At 48.8% G+C, this 19,612-nt stretch carries 13 protein-coding genes, 2 tRNA genes and 1 pseudogene; 6 read left to right on the top strand and 10 right to left on the bottom strand.

The window, feature by feature from the left end; genetic code table 11:
• Nucleotides 1-189 (bottom strand): annotated as a pseudogene (locus tag R0I52_RS09010) (transposase); the annotation flags it as partial.
• An 8-nt stretch (nt 190-197) separates the two neighbouring features.
• On the bottom strand, nt 198-638 hold the full coding sequence (locus R0I52_RS01195) for a transposase family protein (protein WP_317052814.1): 441 nt from the start codon (nt 636-638) through the stop codon (nt 198-200).
• A gap of 395 nt (nt 639-1,033) precedes the next feature.
• Between R0I52_RS01195 and cls the strand changes: the two genes are divergently transcribed.
• Complete coding sequence (gene cls, locus R0I52_RS01190) at nt 1,034-2,518, top strand: cardiolipin synthase (protein ID WP_317052813.1); 1,485 nt, start codon at nt 1,034-1,036, stop codon at nt 2,516-2,518.
• Nucleotides 2,519-2,624: 106 nt separating this feature from the next.
• Here cls and R0I52_RS01185 read toward each other — a convergent pair whose 3' ends face one another.
• The 7 genes from R0I52_RS01185 to rsmH form a co-directional block, all read right to left on the bottom strand.
• Nucleotides 2,625-3,503: a putative RNA methyltransferase gene (locus tag R0I52_RS01185; RefSeq protein ID WP_317052812.1), complete on the bottom strand. Its 879-nt coding sequence runs from the start codon at nt 3,501-3,503 to the stop codon at nt 2,625-2,627.
• A 260-nt stretch (nt 3,504-3,763) separates the two neighbouring features.
• Entirely contained in the window at nt 3,764-4,882 is a 1,119-nt protein-coding gene (gene mraY / locus R0I52_RS01180; RefSeq protein ID WP_075102493.1) for a phospho-N-acetylmuramoyl-pentapeptide-transferase, read from the bottom strand.
• A gap of 3 nt (nt 4,883-4,885) precedes the next feature.
• Nucleotides 4,886-6,370 (bottom strand): UDP-N-acetylmuramoyl-tripeptide--D-alanyl-D-alanine ligase, encoded by a 1,485-nt coding sequence (locus tag R0I52_RS01175; RefSeq protein WP_317052811.1) that lies wholly within the window; start codon nt 6,368-6,370, stop codon nt 4,886-4,888.
• A 126-nt stretch (nt 6,371-6,496) separates the two neighbouring features.
• Nucleotides 6,497-8,161 (bottom strand): UDP-N-acetylmuramoyl-L-alanyl-D-glutamate--2,6-diaminopimelate ligase, encoded by a 1,665-nt coding sequence (locus R0I52_RS01170; protein ID WP_317052810.1) that lies wholly within the window; start codon nt 8,159-8,161, stop codon nt 6,497-6,499.
• Nucleotides 8,162-8,247: 86 nt separating this feature from the next.
• Entirely contained in the window at nt 8,248-10,350 is a 2,103-nt protein-coding gene (locus R0I52_RS01165; RefSeq protein WP_317052809.1) for a penicillin-binding protein 2, read from the bottom strand.
• A complete protein-coding gene (locus tag R0I52_RS01160; protein WP_317052808.1) occupies nt 10,347-10,859 on the bottom strand; it encodes a cell division protein FtsL in 513 nt (170 codons plus the stop codon). The genes R0I52_RS01165 and R0I52_RS01160 overlap by 4 nt, the downstream gene beginning before the upstream one ends.
• 277 nt (nt 10,860-11,136) lie before the next feature.
• Nucleotides 11,137-12,303 (bottom strand): 16S rRNA (cytosine(1402)-N(4))-methyltransferase RsmH, encoded by a 1,167-nt coding sequence (gene rsmH, locus R0I52_RS01155; RefSeq protein ID WP_317052807.1) that lies wholly within the window; start codon nt 12,301-12,303, stop codon nt 11,137-11,139.
• A gap of 292 nt (nt 12,304-12,595) precedes the next feature.
• On the opposite strand from rsmH, the gene gltX reads away from it, so the two are divergent.
• The 5 genes from gltX to R0I52_RS01130 all read left to right on the top strand — a co-directional run bounded on the left by gltX (nt 12,596) and on the right by R0I52_RS01130 (nt 16,582).
• Nucleotides 12,596-14,134 carry a glutamate--tRNA ligase gene (gltX, locus tag R0I52_RS01150; protein ID WP_317052806.1) on the top strand — a complete coding sequence of 513 codons (1,539 nt, stop codon included), beginning with the start codon at nt 12,596-12,598 and terminating at the stop codon, nt 14,132-14,134.
• A gap of 227 nt (nt 14,135-14,361) precedes the next feature.
• Nucleotides 14,362-14,437 (top strand) — tRNA-Ala (locus tag R0I52_RS01145).
• A 128-nt stretch (nt 14,438-14,565) separates the two neighbouring features.
• Nucleotides 14,566-14,641: transfer RNA gene (locus R0I52_RS01140), tRNA-Glu, on the top strand.
• Nucleotides 14,642-14,864: 223 nt separating this feature from the next.
• Nucleotides 14,865-15,518 carry a LysE family translocator gene (locus tag R0I52_RS01135; RefSeq protein WP_317052805.1) on the top strand — a complete coding sequence of 218 codons (654 nt, stop codon included), beginning with the start codon at nt 14,865-14,867 and terminating at the stop codon, nt 15,516-15,518.
• Between the two features lie 101 nt (nt 15,519-15,619).
• Nucleotides 15,620-16,582, top strand: a complete 963-nt coding sequence (locus tag R0I52_RS01130; RefSeq protein WP_317052804.1) for a hypothetical protein — start codon at nt 15,620-15,622, stop codon at nt 16,580-16,582.
• A gap of 90 nt (nt 16,583-16,672) precedes the next feature.
• Here the strand turns inward: R0I52_RS01130 and R0I52_RS01125 are convergent, their stop codons facing one another.
• Nucleotides 16,673-19,513, bottom strand: coding sequence for an aconitate hydratase (locus R0I52_RS01125; RefSeq protein WP_317052803.1), 2,841 nt, complete (start codon nt 19,511-19,513; stop codon nt 16,673-16,675).
• Between the last annotated feature and the right edge of the window lie 99 nt (nt 19,514-19,612).

The following is a 19,612-nucleotide window of genomic DNA, read 5'->3' as shown; positions in this document are numbered from 1 at the left end:
AGGTTTCTTAAATGGTGTGAAAGTTTGGTTATGTAGCTTTGCTAACCCTTGATAACCACTGTCTGCTAGATAGTTAGTATTCTCAGGTAACCAATCAGGACAAGTATCTTTATACAGCTTAAAATCGTGGATTGACCCTTTGGACGTTTGAACATCTAATATTAAGCCTGTTTTCCAATGGACGATAACCTGCGCTTTTAAGGTATGTTGTTTTTTCTTACCGCTATAGTAGTCGCTTTGGTTTTTTTTGGACGCTCAATAGGGGTTTCGGTGGCATCGACAATGACGACTGACCAATTGATGTCCTCATCGACACGACTAGGCAGCTTTTTGGGCAATTCAAACTTGCCAGAGTTAATCAGTGTGTCTTCTACTTTACGAATGATACGGCTAGCAGAAGACTCATGAATACCAAAGTCCATACTGATATGATAAAGCGTGCGGTATTCACGCCAATAAGTCAGGGCTAGTAGTATCTGCTCCTTAAGACTGAGCACACTTGGTCTGCCTGATTTGGTCTTAGATGCTTCATGCTCTTGCATGGCATCAAGCATGTCATAAAAGGTGGTTTTATGAATGCCAGTGTAGCGTTTAAAACCAGCGTCACTTTGTTTGAGTAGCTTATCTATGTTTGGCATATCTATTAAGTAAGTAGAGTTCAATAATATACGTTGTGTCTTACAACTACTTTTGCAAGAGGTCTACTACCTTCTTATTTTCACCACTACGTAACAACCTTTCATGACTTTGCTAAAGCTCGCTTTTCTAAAACGATACTAAACATACATAATCTAACCTGCTATATCTAATATTAAGTCAAATTAAACCATAGTTAAATAGCGGGTTTATATCCCGATATTAACAGCGCTATTTCCTTTGTTCGACCGTAATTTGTCTCATTTTTATCACCGTTTTTGACATGCAGACACGTCCTAATGACTTTACCAATCAATACGGTCAAAGTTTTACAGTACGTTATAATTAGTCAATACTGTGCGATACATCAATAAAAACAATAACACTGGATTGCCTTATGCTGTTAGACATCCTGCTCACCATCCACTTTCTCTTACTGTTGCTCATCTCTTTACGAGTATTATCGCGCCATGATCTGAGCGCCCCTGCTCGGCTGGCTTGGATTGTCATTCTATTTATCTTGCCTTATCTGGGGGTGGTGGTTTATTGGATGTTTGGTGAGGTACATCTGGGCCGCAACTTTGCCCGCGAGCGTGAGCAAGTCATCGATAAATTGAGCGCCTATCGCCCCGATGTGCTGGGCAGTGAGGCGGCCTTGACACAGGCTGTCAAACCAGAGTACCGCGCAGCCTTTGCTTACTCTGCCAATGCCACGGGTTTCCGTACGACGGTGGGAAACCGTGCCGAGCTGATGGCTGATGCCAATGAGACGCGTAGACGCATGATTGCTGATTTTGATGCGGCGACCGATCATATTCATGTGCTGTATTATATTTGGCTGATTGATGGCATGGGTATCGACACTGCCCAAGCATTGATACGGGCGGCAAAACGCGGGGTGACATGCCGCGCGATGGTCGATGGCATGGGCTCACGCAAGATGGTGCGCTCAAAGATATGGCAAGAAATGAAAGACGCCGGCGTACAAGTCAGCGTGGCATTACCGATTAACAACTTCTTAAAGGTGATGATGTTTAGTCGGATCGACTTGCGTAATCACCGCAAAATCACGGTGATTGATGGCAAGATTGGCTACTCTGGCAGTCGCAACTGCGCCGACCCTGAATTTCGAGTAAAACCCAAGTTTGCGCCGTGGGTAGATATCATGATGCGTGTTGAGGGGCCAGTTGTGGCGCAAAACCAGATGCTGTTTGCCAGTGATTGGCTCAGCGAAAACCCTTCTACCCCGCTTGAGAGCTTCCCTTTTTTTACCCAGCCTGCGACCGCCTTGGGTGACGGTGCTGAGTCGACGTCCGAGATACAACCAACCGACACCTTTGCCGCACAAGTTTTCTCCGATGGGCCGACCCAGCGTCACGGCACCACGCCGCAGTTTTTGGGCGCGTTAATCAGCCAAGCCCAGCACACTCTTATTATCTCGACACCCTACTTTGTACCGGACTACTCCTTGGTCAGTGTGTTGTGTGCCACCGCCTACCGCGGTGTAGACGTCACGATGATTTTTCCAAAGCACAACGACTCTATCGTGGTGGCAGCCACCAGTCACAGCTACTACTGGCAACTGCTCGAATCTGGGGTAAAGATATATGAGTACAAGCCCGGTCTACTACACGCCAAAACCCTAACCGTCGATGGCGAAATCAGCCTGATTGGCTCAACCAATTTGGACTTACGTAGCTTTGATTTAAATTATGAAAACAACATCGTTTTTAGTGATAGAGCGCTCACCGCTGATATCGTCGCACGCCAACACCAGTATATCGCGGACTCAGATGAGGTGACCCGTGAGCAGGTGGAAAACTGGCCACTGCCTTATAGAATTTGGAACAATATCGTCGCAACCATGGGGCCTATTTTATAAATGGCCAGTTATATGGCTAAATGGCTATCGATTGAATTGAGGATACGCCCTAATACCGATTCTGTTAATAAGGATGCAGGCAGGCTCAATTCATCGACAGATTGCACTATTTACCCGCCTGTTTTTGCAAAACATACACCACAAACCTGGCCTCTGTATTAAATGGCGCATGCTCGCTAAGCTCCAGCAACGCTTGGCGTTTTTCTGCGTGGGCGCGATAAGCATACGGGGTCATGGTCATCAAATCTGCCAAACCATTTGCCGCTAATGACAGCTCGGTACTGACGTGATGCGTCGCAAGCAGGGTAAAGTGCGGGGCTAATTTGTGCAAAAACTTATCAGAATTATGCTCGCGCACACTATCAAACAACGCCTCACGCATCGATGCAAGATGCTGACTATCGGGTTTGGCAATGATGAGATAGCCTGTGTCACACAATACTTCGGCAAAGGCCTTAGGCAAGATAGGACTAAAAATGCTACTGATACCCGTCACACTATGGGCGCGTAATGGCAGGTGAGCGGCGCTGGTCACTAATGGATATACCGCCGTCTGAGCCGCACCCTCTTTAGGCTGCTGATACCACAGCTGCCCTGCCGCTTTGCTTGCTTTGGCGAGAGTAGAAACGGCAGGCTTACTGATGTCAGCCGCTATCAGCGATGCTATACCGTCTATCTGCGCCATTGCTTGGGTATAACATCCCTCACCGCAGCCGACATCCAGCCAATTTGCAGCAGTATCACTCTGCCCGAGTAGCTGCCTCATTTGCTGCTCAAGCAAAGCCTGTAATGGCTGATAATGTCCCGCGGCCAAAAACCGCTGCCGCGCTTCGATAGAGGCCTGGCTATCTCCTGGCGCTTTGGACTTTTTTTGTTGTACTGGTAACAAATTGACATAGCCTTGACGCGCCACATCGAAAGGGTGCTTGGTCTGCTTTGGATGCAAACTGCCATCACAGCGCCACGTATCGGCTGCAGGCTGCATGGGTGACTGGCAAAGGGGACAAATAAATAACGACACAGGTTTCTCAAAATCAGCCAAATATGGCCGTCATTTTAACAAAGTTTGCTTCAGCTGCGGCATAAAACCCCTCACTTAACAATAAGAGACAGAACCAAAAAAGCCACCTCAAACACGATGAGATGGCTTTTGCAGAGCGCTGGATCAAAAGACTTAGTTTGTTAAAACACCAGTTTGCTAAGAAACCAACTTGTTATTAAAGCACCAGTTTTTTTAAAACCTAGTTAGCGCAGTTTTAGCGTCATTAGCCCTAAGATTACAAGGATAATGGCAATAATCCAAAAGCGTGCCACCACCTGTGTTTCTTTCCAGCCAATCTCTTCAAAATGGTGATGCAGCGGCGCCATACGAAAGACGCGTTTTTTGCGCAGCTTGTACGAGCCAACCTGTAGCATCACCGACAGCGCTTCGGCGACAAACAGACCACCCATAATGGCAAAGGCAATCTCTTGACGAGTCATGACCGCAATGGTACCGAGCATCGCGCCCAACGCCAGTGCTCCGACATCGCCCATAAATACTTGGGCTGGATGGGCGTTAAACCATAAAAAGCCCAAGCCTGCCCCAATCATCGAACCACAGACAATGATGACCTCAGAGTTATAAGCGATATAAGGCACATGCAAGTAGTCAGCAAAACGCACATCACCTGAGACATAAGCCATCGCGCCCAAACCTGCCGCCACCAGCACCACCGGCAAGATGGCCAAACCATCCAAACCATCGGTTAGGTTGACGGCATTAGAAGCGCCATTAATCACAAAATAGGTAAAGATAATAAACCCAATACCAAAAGGTAGCGCGGAGAAAGGAACGATCCAGTTTTTAAAGACAGGCAATAGTAAATCCTGCATCTCGCGGGTGGTCGCCATATCTGGCTGCAGCGTGGCGATATAGTACAGCGACACCCCAACAAATAACGCGCCCATCGACAGCCAAAAGTACTTTTTGCGAGCGATTAGGCCTTTGGGGTCTTTGTACTTAATCTTTAGCCAGTCATCAGCCCAGCCAACCGCGCCAAACACCACCATCACCACCAGCAAGATCCATACATAAGGATTGTCTAAGCGCGCCCATAGCAAGGTCGATACCCCGATAGCACTGAGTATCAGGACGCCGCCCATGGTCGGTGTGCCCGTTTTGGCCAAATGCGACTGCGGTCCATCATTACGGATGGCCTGCCCATATTTGAGCGCACGCAAGTGGCGAATGACGCGGCCACCAAACATCATGCTAAAGACTAAAGCGGTAATGACCGCCAATAACGCGCGTAGCGTCAACGAAGAAACCGCAGAAAACGGTGTATAATACTGGCCAAGCCAGCCAAACAACCAAACTAACACCGCCTACTCCTCGACTAGCGCATTGATAAGGGTTTCCATTTGCATGGCACGTGAGCCTTTGAACAGCACGGTACAAGGCTTAGCCTGCTGTGCTTGCAAATACGGCTGTAAATACGCCAAAAGACTGTCTTTATCCGCAAACGCATGCGCACTGATATCAGAGATTTCTTGCGCACCTGCTACGGTATACGGCGCATACTCACCGACGCACAGCAGCACGTTGATACCAGTGGTGGCAATGGTACGACCCAAGCTTTGATGCTCGCTCACTGCCGCCTCACCCAGCTCAGCGATATCGCCCAACACCATCACTTGCGTGCCTGTTTGCGCCGCCAGCACCTTGGCCGCTGCACGTACGGAATGCGGATTGGCATTATACGTGTCATCGATCAGGCGATGCATCCCCAGTATCTGGCTATTGAGACGACCTTTGGCGGGGCGGGCGTTTTCTAAACCAATCACGATATCACTGACATCGATGTTTAGCGCATGCGCACAAGCGGCCGCCGCCAAGGCGTTATTGACATTATGCTCACCCGCCAATGGTAGGTTGATGTCATGGACTTGATTACCAATATGTAGCTTGAACTCACTACGCTCAGGCTCGACATCCAAATGACTGGCGCTGACATCAGTATTGCCAAAACCAATCACATGCGAGGTGTGTTTTTCGGCGATACGGCGCAGTTGATTGGTAAAGTCGTCTTTGTCAGGGACAATAGCAAACTGAGTATCGGTTAATGTATGGTAAATCTCCGACTTGGTTTGACAGATGCCTTCACGGCTACCGAATTCACCCAAATGCGCGGTACCAATATTGAGGATACAAGCCACATCCGGTTGGACGATTTCTGCCGTGTAAGCAATCTCGCCGATATGGTTGGCGCCCAGCTCTAAGATGGCATAGCGATGATGATCGGACAACTCGAGCAGCATCATCGGTACGCCCAAATCGTTGTTTAGGTTGCCACGGGTGATCAGAGTCGGTGCTAGACGACCAAAAATACTACCAAGCATCTCTTTGCAGGTGGTTTTACCGCTTGAGCCGGTGATAGCAATCACAGTCAAGTCTTGATGCTGCTGGCGACGATAAGCGGCCAGCTGCCCTAAAGCCAGACGCGTATCACTCACGACCAACTGCGGGATGCTCGTCGAGATGGGACGTGAGACGATAGCAGCGACAGCGCCTTGGGCAGCGGCTTGATTGATATAGTCATGACCATCAAAATTGGCACCGCTTAGCGCCAAAAAGATATCGCCGCTCTTTATCGTGCGGGTATCGGTGGCGATACGGTTGCTGGTCACCGCGTTGTTGGCAAGCTCAGTTTGTCCTGCGTTGCTTTGTCCTACGTTGCTTTGTCCTGCATTGTTCTGTTCTGCTGCTAGCTGCCAATGCCCATCCAGCGAGGCTGTCGCAGCGAGCAGATTATCTACCTGCCAGACATAAAGACCTTGCGACTGAATGGTATTGTCGTTGTCGGCTGTCATAGTGATTACCTTGTATGATGACTACTTAATTTTTATAAATACTGTTTGTTACGCTTAACATGATTTTATGAGCGCGCTTAAATAATGACGCAAACCTCAATCATCATGACGCTGCAAACCCATCGCCTATCTGCGCCCAGCCTTTTGTAAGGCTTGTTGCAAGACCACACTGTCATCAAAATCATAACGGACATGATCGATCTCTTGATAGGTCTCATGACCTTTGCCAGCGATGACGACGATATCATCGGGCGCTGCTTGCATGACAGCATACTCAATCGCCGCTTGCCGTGCAGGCTCGATATGGGTGCGCTGATACTGCGCGGTGCTCATGCCCGCTTGCATATCTTGCAAGATGGCTTCTGGGTCTTCGGTTCGCGGATTATCCGCGGTCAATATAACCCTGTCCGCGCCCGCCAGTCCTGCCTGCGCCATCAACGGACGCTTGCCCGCGTCACGGTCTCCGCCGCAGCCAAACACCGCCCACAGCTGCCCCTCACAGTGGGTGCGCAAACTGGCCAGCACCTGACTAAGCGCATCAGGAGTATGGGCATAATCAACGATAAAGCAGCCATCACGCGATGCGACGCGCTGCATACGCCCCACCGCGCCTTGTAGCTGCGGAACGAGCTCGGCGATACGTTCAAGACTCATGCCCAACGCAGCAGCAGCGGCAATGGCTGCCAGCAAATTGGCGACATTAAAACGCCCAAGCAAAGGACTAACGATATTTATGCAACGGCTTTCTTTATGGCCAGTGCCTGTATCATCAGTGCCTTTATCAGCGCTCTCTGTCTGCAGTGCAATTTTTACCCCTTCTAAGCTTGGGGTAATATCGGTGGCGACAAAGGTCGCAGGCTTTGAGGCATCCAGACTATACGTCCATACCGTCAAACCACTGGCATGCGCCATATCTAGCATGACCTGCGCGTACTCATCATCGATATTAATGATGGCGTGCGTCAAGGAAGGAAAATGGGTTTTGTCAAAGAGCCTAGCTTTTGCCGCGGCATACGCTGCCATATCGGCATGATAATCTAAATGATCGCGGCTTAAGTTGGTATAAATCGCGACAGATATCGGCACGCCTTGTAGACGCTGCTGATCAAGGCCGTGCGAGCTGGCTTCCAAAGCCAATATTTCTGCCTTCTCAAGCGCCATTTGATACAAAAACTGCTGCACGGCAAGAGCGTCGCCCGTGGTATGGCTAGCCTGCACCAAGGCACCCAATCGACCGTTACCTGCGGTCCCCATCACAGCGCTGCTCATGCCAGTCAGCTGCGTCAATTGCGCTACTAGCTGGCTGATGGTGGTTTTGCCATTGGTGCCCGTCACTGCCACCACCGTGGGTAATCGGCTTGGCTGCTGGTACTGCAAACGCGCCTGAATGAGACTGCCCAAAAAATCACGAATATACGGCGTGTATATCAAAGGACAGGGCAAGACCTCTTCTGGCAACTGTCCACCATCAAACAAGTCGCTTGGGTCAATCTCCGAGAGAATAAAAGCCGCCTGTGATGCGGCTTGTAGCACATAGTCGCGGCTTTTTTGACAGTGGCCTGTCTGGCTTTTTAGCAGGACAAACACATCGTGTGCCGCGACGTGGCGGCTATCCAACCGAAACTGTGCAAATGGTATATGCTCGACCGAGACGCCCTCACTGGTATTGCCCGCAGCAGCGAGCAGCGCGGTGAGCGATGACTGTAGCAAAGAATGCTGACGATCGCCGCTCTCTAAAAGCTGCTGCAAGGTAACCGCGGGGGTACTGGGCGATGAGGTAAGCGTGGTCATGGGCAAATCCTAAACGGTAAACACAAATCAGCTGCTGGCGCTGGACACTAACCGACATCAGTCATCATGTTTGTGTGGCAAAATACTTATGGTTCTTCGGTTTTTAGCGGTTTATCTAAAGGCACATTATACAAACGCAGCGCCTCTTTCATGACATTATGAAAGACAGGAGCGACCGTCAGACCCGCATAAATCTGCGCGCGCGGGTCTTCGATGAGCATCACGCCCACCAGCCTTGGGTTTGATGCTGGTGCCATACCCGCAAAGACGTTACGATACTGGTCAGTATAGTAGCCTCCTTTTGGGTTGATACGGCGCGACGTTCCAGTTTTGCCCGCCACACGGTAGCCATCAATGGCCGCGCCTTTCGCGGTACCACCCGGCTCAGTGACGCTCTCCATCATCTGCACGATAGACATCGCTTGCTCGTGCGCCATAATGCGTTTACTTGGCTTCGGTTTGTCGTCTTTGATCAAGGTCAGCGGATGCATGACACCACCTGCAGCCAATGCCGAATAGGCCTGTGCGACCTGCGCAAGTGTCACCTGCAGACCATAACCATAACTGACGGTGGCGCGGCGCGAGGTTTCTTTTTCTTTTGGCGTGACCACCAGACCACTACCCTCACCAGGGAACTGTAACGGGGTTTTTTTACCAAAGCCAAACTGCTTTTGCATATTGGTAATGGCATCAGGCGGTAGGGATAATGCAATCTTGGTCGAGGCGACGTTACTCGATTTTTGTAGTAGCGTGCCCATGTTGATCATGCCGAGATTACGGTGATCGCGAATGGTATAACCTCGGACACGAATAGAGCCTGGATTGGTATCAATCAATGATGTCGCGGTATATTTACCCGAGTCTAACGCCGCCGCCACAGTAAATGGCTTCATCACCGAGCCTGGCTCAAAGACGTCTAACAGCGCACGGTTCCGCTGGTTTTCACCCGTCATCTCATTGAGGTTATTGGAATTAAATGACGGCCATGTCGAGAGAGCGAGCACCTCGCCTGTCTGTACATCGACGACCATACCTGTCGACCAGCGCGCCCGCTGTAGGCGCCCTGCTTTTTCTAACTCTTTATAAAGCAAATACTGCAGGCGCGAGTCAATCGTCAGCGTCACATCTTTGCCCGGTATCTCAGGCTCGACTTGCTTAATTTCTTTTAGGCTGTTTTGTTTGGCATCTTTTAGTACCAGTACCTTGCCATCTTTACCCGCCAGCTCCTTTTCGTACTGACGTTCGATACCCGCACGCCCTTCATAGCTGCCCTCAGGGTCATTGGCGTTTTGTCCCATAAAGCCGAGCAATTGCGAGTTGGGCTGAGGCTGCGGATAATAACGCTGAAAGAATTTTTTTTCATACACCCCAGGGAAGTCTAAAGAGCTGACACTTTGGGCAATCTCTGGCGTGACTTTATTAAGAAGCGGTAAGTAGTGCGAGCCTGCACCTGATGGCAACGCCGCTTTTACTGCTTCTTCGTCCGTGACATCGATGCTATCATCGATCGCGGCGGCCCGTTTTAGCTCACTGACTGAAATATTGGCGGCAGCGGCCAAGGTAGTCAAATCCATAGCGTCCAAGCGCTTTTGCATGCGCGCTCGTAGCTGCGGACTGTCAGGATTGGTCAAAATGATGCGTTTTAGTTCATAGTATTCGCGCGCATAGTCATGCGGACTAAACGATACTGTCGACAGCGGCGCACTCACCGCTAGTGGCAGTTTATTGCGATCCGTGATCATACCGCGATAAGATTTTTGTGTGCGTACGCTGGTGATCAGCTCATTGCCCTTATCTTGATAAAACTGGGCATTGGCGACTTGAATGTAGTAAGCACGGCCTATCAGCGCGACCAAGATGGCAAGCGCCAACCCCCAAACCGTCCAAAATCGCGCTTTGTCTTGCTCAAAACCGCCCCGTGAGGACGCCCCTGATGCTTTATTTAAAAACGCGGTTTTACGGTTTTTGACGCTGGTATAAGCGCCTTGACTGTCATTCTTTTTTAGTCGCCCAAACAGCTTGGCCTTACGGCTATCTGCCGCACTACTACCAGCTTTTTTATTTTTCTGTCCTGATTTGGCCGCATTGACACGGCGCAGCGGCTTGGTGACTTTGCCGCTGGTGGGTTTTTTGCTGTTGTTTTTTGCAGCTGACTTACCAGTCTTGGCTTTGGATTTTTTTTCACTCATCGCCCAGCCTCCGCCGCATTACTATTAATTGATGTAGTTCTAGGCAGCGCAGCGGGCGATAAATCGGTACTGGCAACCTCTTGCATGGCATCACTGTCATTGGCGGTGATGTCCGACTCGCTAGAGGCGGCTGGCGCCCGCGCCGTAGGAGCACCTGGCTGAATAATCAACTTGTCTTTGAGGGTTGGAGAGTACATGCCAAGCTCGGCCACAGCGCGGCTGGCAATTTGCGGCGTGGCACTAAAGGTTTGCTGCTCGATAAGCAACCGCTGATGCTCTACTTGTAGCTTGCGCTGTTGTTTTTTCATGTCTTGCAAGGTTTTATAGTCCTGATGGTATTGCTGGACGCCTTCAGCGGTCTTGATACCGCTCCAGATAATTGCCGCCGCCAGCAATAATAAAATCGCCACATAAATGCTGACCACATTAAACCGGCGCACAAACAGCTCGCCGATATCGACATTAGGAGGGGTGCCGGCGCGGCGAGTAGGTTTGTCAGATATTGCCATGACGCTCTCAAAAAGTGGACTTCAAATATAAAATCGGCGACGGTTTTAACTGGTTTTTATGCGCAAATGTCTCTATCAGACACTCAGGCCGCATCAGTGACATAAAACCAAATATCACTGTCATGCGCGTTACAAACAAAAAACCAACTGCTGAGCCTAGCAGGTAATATTTACAGCTTTTTAACACTAGCGTAGCCATTCGCACATTTGTATCTTATTTAGACGAACAACAGTAAGGAGATATGACTACTTTTAAACCGCTTCACTGACAATGTAGCTAATCTTGGCTTGCCGCCTGTTGATACTCAACATCGCTGCGCGTGGCCAGTCGTAACCAAGCACTGCGCGCGCGCGGGTTGTGGCTGACCTCAGCTTTACTTGGACCGATACGTTTGGGCTTACCAAAATAGCGCGGACGTTTGGGCGGCATCGGCAGATTGTCATCCTCTGGATATTGCCCTTTACTATGGCGCTGCAAAAACTGCTTGATTCGGCGATCCTCTAAGGAGTGAAAGCTAATCACTGCCAGCTGCCCGCCTGCTTTTAAAATCGGAATGCTTTGCGCCAAAAAGTCATCAACGTCGCCAAGCTCGTTATTGATAAAAATACGCATGGCCTGAAAGCTTTGGGTCGCTGGATGCTTGCCGCGCTGCCAGTTAGGGTGCGCCGTTTTGATCACTTCTGCCAGCTCAAGCGTGGACTCATAGCTGTCCATCTGCTTGATGGCGCGCGCGATACGGCGACTGTGGCGCTCTTCGCCGAACTCATAAAGCACATTGGCCAAGGTTTCGTCATCGACCTGCTCGAGCCATTCGGCCACCGACTGACCACGACTGGTATCCATACGCATATCGACCGCGCCATCACGCATAAAACTAAAACCGCGGCTACCATCATCAATCTGCGGCGATGAGATGCCCAAATCTGCCATCAAGCCATCGACCTGATCGATATCCAGCGCCGCTAGGCTGTCCGTCAATGTCGCAAAACTATCATGCACCACTTTGACACGGCTGTCACTAGCTGCCAGCTCTTGCGCCACAGCAATTGCTGTCGGGTCTTTATCAAACACCACCAGCGTCGCGTCGTCACTCAGATGACTCAATAATAAACGGCTATGACCGCCACGGCCAAAGGTAGCATCGACGTAGATGCCGCTCATTTGCAAGCTGGGTTGTAGGGCGTCATCTGTGCGTTTAGGAAGAGATTTGACGCCCAGTACCGCCGCCACCGTTTCTTGCAATAGCACGGCATCATGGACAAAGCGCTGCTCGCTAGCTGCCGCGCACGCAGACGCTCCGTCACGGGTGGGCTGCGCGGTATCAGGGGTTACAGCAGATAAATCAGCCGCCGACTTGGCAGGGTCAGTGGCCAAAGAAGGGCTTTGTTTGCGAGTGGACGTACTGTTTTGCTTTTTATTTGGCTTATCATTCAATGTGGACACAAACGACTCAGTAGATGACGGCCATATCGGCCGGTAATAGTAAAAAATCAGATGAAAATAAACAAGTTATGTCTTGCTTTACCTTATTATCGCAAGGATACACGGTGAGTCAAGCACTAGACAGGCTTTTCATTAAAAATATCGCAGCTGTCTGTTATACTAGCGCTATATTTTACGCTATTTTTTGCTATTGACGGCCACTCTTTCATTGCTATTTTAGTCATATTTTTCCTTTAGTTATTTTGTGGCTATTGTTGCTATTTATCGCCCACGACTTTTTGAGATTTTTATTATGCAAACATCGACCCACGCTCCCTCCGACACGAGCAACGCCCGCCCTATTCGCACGCGTATTGCGCCCTCGCCGACTGGCTTTCCGCATGTCGGTACCGCTTATATTGCGCTCTTTAATTTGGCTTTCGCCAAAGCCCACGGCGGCGAGTTTATTTTGCGTATTGAGGACACCGATCAAACGCGTTCGACGGCCCAATCCGAGCAGATGATTTTGGACGCGCTACGCTGGGTCGGACTTGACTGGAGTGAGGGACCAGACGTTGGTGGCCCGCACGCGCCTTATCGTCAGAGCGAGCGTAGCGATATTTATAAAAAACACGCTGAGCAGCTGATAGCAAGCGACCATGCGTTTCGCTGTTTTTGTACTACAGAAGAGCTAGACGCCATGCGCGCTGAGCAAATGGCTAATGGCGAGACCCCGCGCTATGACGGCCGCTGTGCCCACCTACCTCCAGAAAAAACCGAGCAATTGGTAAGCGAGGGCACCCCGCACGTGGTTCGTATGCGTGTACCCACCGACGGCGTTTGTCAGGTACATGACATGCTGCGCGGCACCGTCGAGATTCCTTGGGCGCAAGTCGATATGCAAGTACTGCTAAAAACTGACGGTATGCCAACTTACCATCTTGCCAACGTCGTCGATGATCACTTGATGGAGATCACTCACGTCATGCGCGGCGAAGAGTGGCTCAACTCTGCCCCCAAGCATCAGCTGCTTTATGATTACTTTGGTTGGGAGATGCCAACACTCTGCCACATGCCGCTACTGCGTAACCCCGACAAATCAAAGCTGTCGAAACGCAAAAACCCAACCTCAATTACTTACTACCGTGATGCCGGCGTACTACCTGAGGCGCTGCTCAACTACCTAGGCCGTATGGGCTACTCAATGCCTGACGATACCGAAAAATTCACCTTGGATGAAATGATTGCCAGCTTTGATATCCAGCGCGTGTCTCTTGGCGGCCCTATCTTCGATACCGAAAAACTCAATTGGCTAAACAGCGAATGGCTACGTGCGCTGACGCCTGAAGAGCTTAAAAACAAAATCCTTGAGTGGGCCAGTGACAGCGATAAACTCACCGCGATCGCCGCTGCGATTCAGCCACGCATCGAGCTGTTGTCTGACGCGGTCAACTGGGGCGGCTTTTATTTCCAAAACCTGCCAGACATCACCGCTGAGAGCTTCACGCATAAATCGCTTGAGCCCGAGCAAATCATCGAGCTGTTACAACTGGCGCTTTGGCAGCTTGAGACCCTGCCGACGTGGTCGGAGGAAAACATCTATACCACGCTAAAAGGCCTCGCCGCTCACCTCGATATCAAGATGCGAGACTTTATGGCGCCATTCTTTATCGCGATTGCTGGTAGCACCTCGTCGACGCCCGTTATGAACTCGATGGCGATTATTGGCGCGGATATGACCTTGACGCGCTTGCGCCATGCGGTTGATGTCCTAGGCGGCCTCGGTAAAAAGAAACTGAAAAAACTTGAGAAAAAAGCGGCGGATCTGCCTAATTTTTTGGCTGATGCATAGTTTGGCAGCAGGGTACTATCGTACTTGCCGATGAAGAGTAGAATGGACAAATAATAAAAAAGAGTCAGCTCGATACTGGCTCTTTTTTATGCAACCTCCATACTCAAACGTCCATAATTGGCCATTTAAATACTTTTAATGACTTTTTTTGCATTATTTTGCATTTTTTTAAAAATAGCGGTTGACAAGACTGCTGGTCTTACCTAAAATACGCACACTCTTAGCGAGGGGCTATAGCTCAGTTGGTAGAGCACTTGCATGGCATGCAAGGGGTCAACGGTTCGACTCCGTTTAGCTCCACCATACTATTTATCGCTCAACGGATAAATATTGCTTTGAGAACAATGTCAGCACCTAGGCAAGGCTTATTATAAATAAGCGCTCTGATATTGTGAAGTACCGTTATAACCATAGGTTATGACACTCTATGCGTCCCCATCGTCTAGAGGCCTAGGACACCGCCCTTTCACGGCGGTAACGGGGGTTCGAATCCCCCTGGGGACGCCACTATTCGGCGTCACTTATTAGCACTTTTGCTTAGCATCAGGTTAGACTAATAAGCGAACACTAAAAAATCCCAGTCATCATCCGGTGATTGGGATTTTTTTCGTTTGTCGTTTATAAAAATCATCGATATGAGCTGCTCATGACGACCGATACCAGGTAAACTACGAAATAAACGATAAATAAAACACTCCCCTATTATTGCTAACACAAGGAAGTATGAGCCATGTTCGGTATCGAAAACTATCTGGGCTTTGTCTTGGCAGCGATTTTGCTAAACCTCACTCCAGGCACCGATACAATGTATATCATTACCCGTAGCGTCTCACATGGCAGCGTAGCAGGGTTTTATTCTGTCCTCGGTATCATCTCAGGCATCTTGGTGCACACGGTATTCGCCGCATTGGGTCTATCGATCATTTTGATCAACTCGCCTCTGGCCTTTACGATTATAAAATATATCGGTGCCAGCTACTTGTGTTATCTGGGTATAAAAATGCTGATGAGCAAGCAGCCCCCTTTACTGGCCAATCATTTGCCAAAAAATAGCCAATCTGCACCTGCCAACTCCATAGCGCACTGGCAAATATACAAACAAGGCGTATTAACCAATGTCTTTAATCCAAAAGTCGCGCTATTCTTCCTCGCATTTTTTCCGCAGTTTATCGATCCTAGCTATGCTCATAGCGCCTTGTCATTTCTGATTTTAGGATTGAGTTTTGCGCTGACGGGCTTTGTATGGTGTTCGTGCCTTGCTTTATTGGCCTCAAAATTTAGTGCCAACTTAAGAAAAAACCCAGCTATCGAAGTTCTTTTAAATAAAATAAGCGGCGTGGTATTTATTGGTTTGGGGGTTAAGTTGCTTACTGAGAAGGGGTGATTAAATGCGGATCAGCGATTCTAGAGATAGACTTATAAAGCCATACCAACTTCATCACGTGTTAGTTATATACAAAGCAATTATTAAATTCAGGAGACATGATGAGCATTTTGCAAAATGCAATCGATTCAATCCAAATTGGAGTTGAAGATTTTGAAATTGATGATGATAGACGTAGTGTGTCTGCTGTAAGAAACATTGCAGCTGGGATTTTATTACTTTACAAAGAAAAGCTTTGTCGATTATCTCCACCTGATAATAAAGAATTGCTCATAAAGCAGAATATTAGGCCTGTGCAAAATGCGAAAGGTGAGATAACTTTTGAAGGCAAAGGTAATAAGACAGTTGATGTTCAGTCCATAAAAGAAAGGTTCAAAAGTTTAAACATTACAACAGTAGATTGGGATAGATTTGATGAAATAAGTAGACTAAGAAACGACTTAGAGCATTATTATACATCTAAATCTCCTGATGCTGTCCGTGAAATCGTAGCCAAGTCATTTTTACTGATTAGAGACTTCCTATCAGAGCATTTGCAAGAAGATCCTCAAGAATTTCTGGGTGATTATTGCTGGGCAACTTTGCTTAAGGTAAGCGATGTTTATTCGGCAGAAGAACAAGCTTGTAAAGCCAGTCTTTATGCAGTTGATTGGAAATATCATTCAGTTGAAATAGCTCTTAAAAATCTTCGTTGCAATCAATGCCACTCTTCATTAATACAAGCTCCACATAGTGATGATATTTATCCAATAATTGACTTGCATTGTAAGTCATGTGGGGAGGATTTTAGCTTTTATGATGTAGTCGAACAATGTATCGATGATTCTTTGTCTGGAGAGGCTTACATAAATGCGAAGGATGGCGGTAACCCTCCTTATAATACATGCCCTGAATGCTGGCAAAATACTTTCATTTATGAAGAGGACTGTTGTGTAGCATGTGACTACGAAATGCAATACACCGAATGTGAAATGTGCGGAGTTCCTCTAGACTTAGAAGATCAATATAATGAAGGCAAATGCAGTGATTGTCAGTATAGATGGGAGAAAATCATGGCGGAATAATCTTCCTCATCTAAAACAATCAAACACAAAAAAGCCCAATCCCCTACTTTGACTGGGATTGGGTTTTTTCGTTGTAAGTCTAACGAACCACTAAGCAGCGCCCTTACTCTCCGCCGCTAGTTGGCGCAGGACATAGTGCAACACGCCGCCATGACGTACGTATTCACGCTCTTTTGGTGTCTGTAGACCGACATTGACCTCAAAGGTTTCGGTCGAGCCATCAGCGCGGGTGGCAGTGACGGTGGCGACTTTGCTCTCGCCATTATCAAGGCCCGTGATGCTCAGCACTTCTGAGCCATCAAGCTTGTAGGTTTGAGCGTCTTCACCATCTTTGAAAGTCAATGGCAGCACGCCCATACCGACGAGGTTTGAGCGGTGAATACGCTCGAATGAGGTAGTCAGTACCGCTTTTACACCAAGCAAAATCGTACCCTTGGCAGCCCAGTCACGGCTAGAGCCTGAGCCATACTCCGCCCCGCCGAGGACGACGAGTGGACGTTTATCTTCTTTATACTTCATCGCTGCATCATAGATGGCCATTTCTTCGCCATCTTGTAGTGTCGACTTGTCATCTTTGAAGTAATAGGTATAACCGCCTTCTTTGCCACCCATCATTTGGTTTTTGATACGGATATTGGCAAAGGTACCACGGGTCATGACTGCATCATTACCACGTCGTGAGCCATAACTGTTAAAGTCGGCTTCCATGACACCGCGCTCTTGCAAGTATTTACCTGCTGGCGAGTTTGGATCAATATTACCCGCAGGTGAGATATGGTCGGTGGTGATTGAATCACCAAACAGACCCAAGATACGCGCGCCTTCGATATCAGGGATACCCTCTGGCTCCATGGTCATACCATCGAAGAACGGTGGGTTTTTGATGTACGTTGAGCCTTCATCCCATGGATATAGCTGACTATCGGCTGAGCTAATCGCGTTCCACTCTTTACTACCATCGAACACTTCACCATAGTTTTTACGGAACATATCAGCATTGATGTTATTGGCAATCAGCTCATTGATCTCATCTGACGTTGGCCAAATATCTTTTAAGTACACATCGTTGCCGTCTTGATCTTGACCGAGTGGGTGGGTGGTTAAGTCAATATCGACTGTACCTGCTAAGGCATAAGCGACAACCAATGGCGGCGATGCTAGGTAGCTGGCCTTGACATGTGAGTGAATACGACCTTCGAAGTTACGGTTACCAGAGAGCACCGCTGAGGCGACTAAATCGTTCTCTTCGATGCCTTTTTCGATCACATCAGGAAGCGGACCTGAATTACCGATACACGTGGTACAACCGTAACCGACCAAATAAAAACCTGTTTTTTCTAGCTCATCCATCAGCTTGGTTTTTTCAAGATAATCGGTGACTACTTTTGAGCCAGGTGCCAATGAGGTCTTAACCCAAGGCTTGGCTTTGAGCCCTTTGGCAGCGGCCTTTTTGGCGACCAATCCAGCACCAATCATAACGGCTGGATTTGAGGTGTTGGTACATGAGGTAATGGCGGCAATGACGACTGAACCATCACGCAACTTGTGCTCTTTGTCGTCAATATTAACGCTTGAGAACACGTTATTGGCTGGCTGGTAGCCTTTGCTATCGTCAGTTTCGGTGTCAACGTCGATGTTGGGTTCAGCTGCCAAGTGTTCCGCTTGCTCTTGCTCGCCGCCTTCTTGGTCAAAGCGTACTTTGCCTTCGACTTCTGCCTTGCGGTCTTTGGTCATTTTTTCTAGCGTTTCGCCGAATTTTTCGTGCATATCAGATAAGTTGATACGCTGCTGTGGCAAGTTCGGCCCTGCTAATGCGGGTTGTACTGACGATAGATCGAGCTCTAGCTTGCTCGAATACGTCGCCGCTGGCGTATCGGCATCATGCCATAAGCCCTGTGCCTTGGCATATTTTTCGACCAACTCAATTTGCGCTTCGTCACGGCCTGATAGACGCAGATAATCAATCGCCATTTGGTCAATCGGGAAGATACCACAAGTCGCACCATACTCAGGCGACATATTGGCAATCGTCGCCCGATCCGCTAATGGCATTTGATGCAAGCCTTCACCGTAGAATTCGACAAACTTACCGACCACGCCATGTGCTCGTAGCATCTCGACCACACGCAATACCAAATCCGTCGCGGTGACGCCTTCACTGAGTTTGCCTGTCAGCTCAAAGCCAACCACTTGCGGGATGAGCATCGAAGACGGCTGACCGAGCATCGCCGCTTCAGCTTCGATACCGCCAACGCCCCAACCAAGCACACCGATACCATTAATCATCGTCGTATGACTGTCGGTACCAAACACCGTGTCAGGATAGGCTGTCAGCTCGCCATCGACCTCTGCTGCCATGACCACGCGCGCAAGATATTCTAGGTTGACTTGGTGCACGATACCCGTCGCTGGCGGGACAACAACAAAGTTTTTAAAGGCATTTCGGCCCCAATGCAAAAACTCATAACGCTCATTATTACGCTTAAACTCAATCTTCTCATTCAGATCCAGCGCATCCTCACGGCCATAAGCATCGACTTGCACCGAGTGGTCGACGACCAGCTCACTGGGGATAAATGGGTTGATTTGCTCAGCACGACCGCCAAGCTCTACTACCGCAACACGCATCGCTGCCAGATCGACGACTGATGGCACGCCGGTGAAATCTTGCAGCACCACGCGGGCTGGCATAAAGGCAATCTCTTTGGACGCCTCAGCGCCAGCGTCCCAGTTGGCCACTGCTTCGATGTGATTTTTGCCGACAGACTGACCATCATCTTCATTACGCAATAGGTTCTCTAGTACGACTTTCATACAGTACGGTAGCGTATTGATATTGTCGTAAGTCTCGGCAAGTTTGGGCAAGCTATAATAGGCATGCTCCTTGCCATCGACCGAAATGGTGTCTTTTACATTAAAGATATCACTCATGGTAGCTTCCTTATCGTTGTTATAAATCCTAAACATAAATGGCTAATCGTAAGTCAGCATTTATGTTGATATTGGTGGCTCAATAAATGGTGGTTTATT

The sequence above is a fragment of the Psychrobacter sp. CAM01 genome (assembly GCF_032842965.1).
GTDB classification, from domain to species: domain Bacteria; phylum Pseudomonadota; class Gammaproteobacteria; order Pseudomonadales; family Moraxellaceae; genus Psychrobacter; species Psychrobacter celer.
The sequence above is the reverse complement of the archived record's forward strand: the minus strand, read 5'-3'. Positions and strand labels throughout refer to the sequence as shown.

Coding starts and splice junctions, on each gene's coding strand:
- R0I52_RS01195 (WP_317052814.1), bottom strand. CDS start 638: ATGCCAAACATAGATAAGCTACTCAAACAAAGTGACGCTGGTTTTAAA.
- cls (WP_317052813.1), top strand. CDS start 1,034: ATGCTGTTAGACATCCTGCTCACCATCCACTTTCTCTTACTGTTGCTC.
- R0I52_RS01185 (WP_317052812.1), bottom strand. CDS start 3,503: ATGCAGCCTGCAGCCGATACGTGGCGCTGTGATGGCAGTTTGCATCCA.
- R0I52_RS01175 (WP_317052811.1), bottom strand. CDS start 6,370: ATGACAGCCGACAACGACAATACCATTCAGTCGCAAGGTCTTTATGTC.
- R0I52_RS01170 (WP_317052810.1), bottom strand. CDS start 8,161: ATGACCACGCTTACCTCATCGCCCAGTACCCCCGCGGTTACCTTGCAG.
- R0I52_RS01165 (WP_317052809.1), bottom strand. CDS start 10,350: ATGAGTGAAAAAAAATCCAAAGCCAAGACTGGTAAGTCAGCTGCAAAA.
- R0I52_RS01160 (WP_317052808.1), bottom strand. CDS start 10,859: ATGGCAATATCTGACAAACCTACTCGCCGCGCCGGCACCCCTCCTAAT.
- gltX (WP_317052806.1), top strand. CDS start 12,596: ATGCAAACATCGACCCACGCTCCCTCCGACACGAGCAACGCCCGCCCT.
- R0I52_RS01135 (WP_317052805.1), top strand. CDS start 14,865: ATGTTCGGTATCGAAAACTATCTGGGCTTTGTCTTGGCAGCGATTTTG.
- R0I52_RS01130 (WP_317052804.1), top strand. CDS start 15,620: ATGAGCATTTTGCAAAATGCAATCGATTCAATCCAAATTGGAGTTGAA.
- R0I52_RS01125 (WP_317052803.1), bottom strand. CDS start 19,513: ATGAGTGATATCTTTAATGTAAAAGACACCATTTCGGTCGATGGCAAG.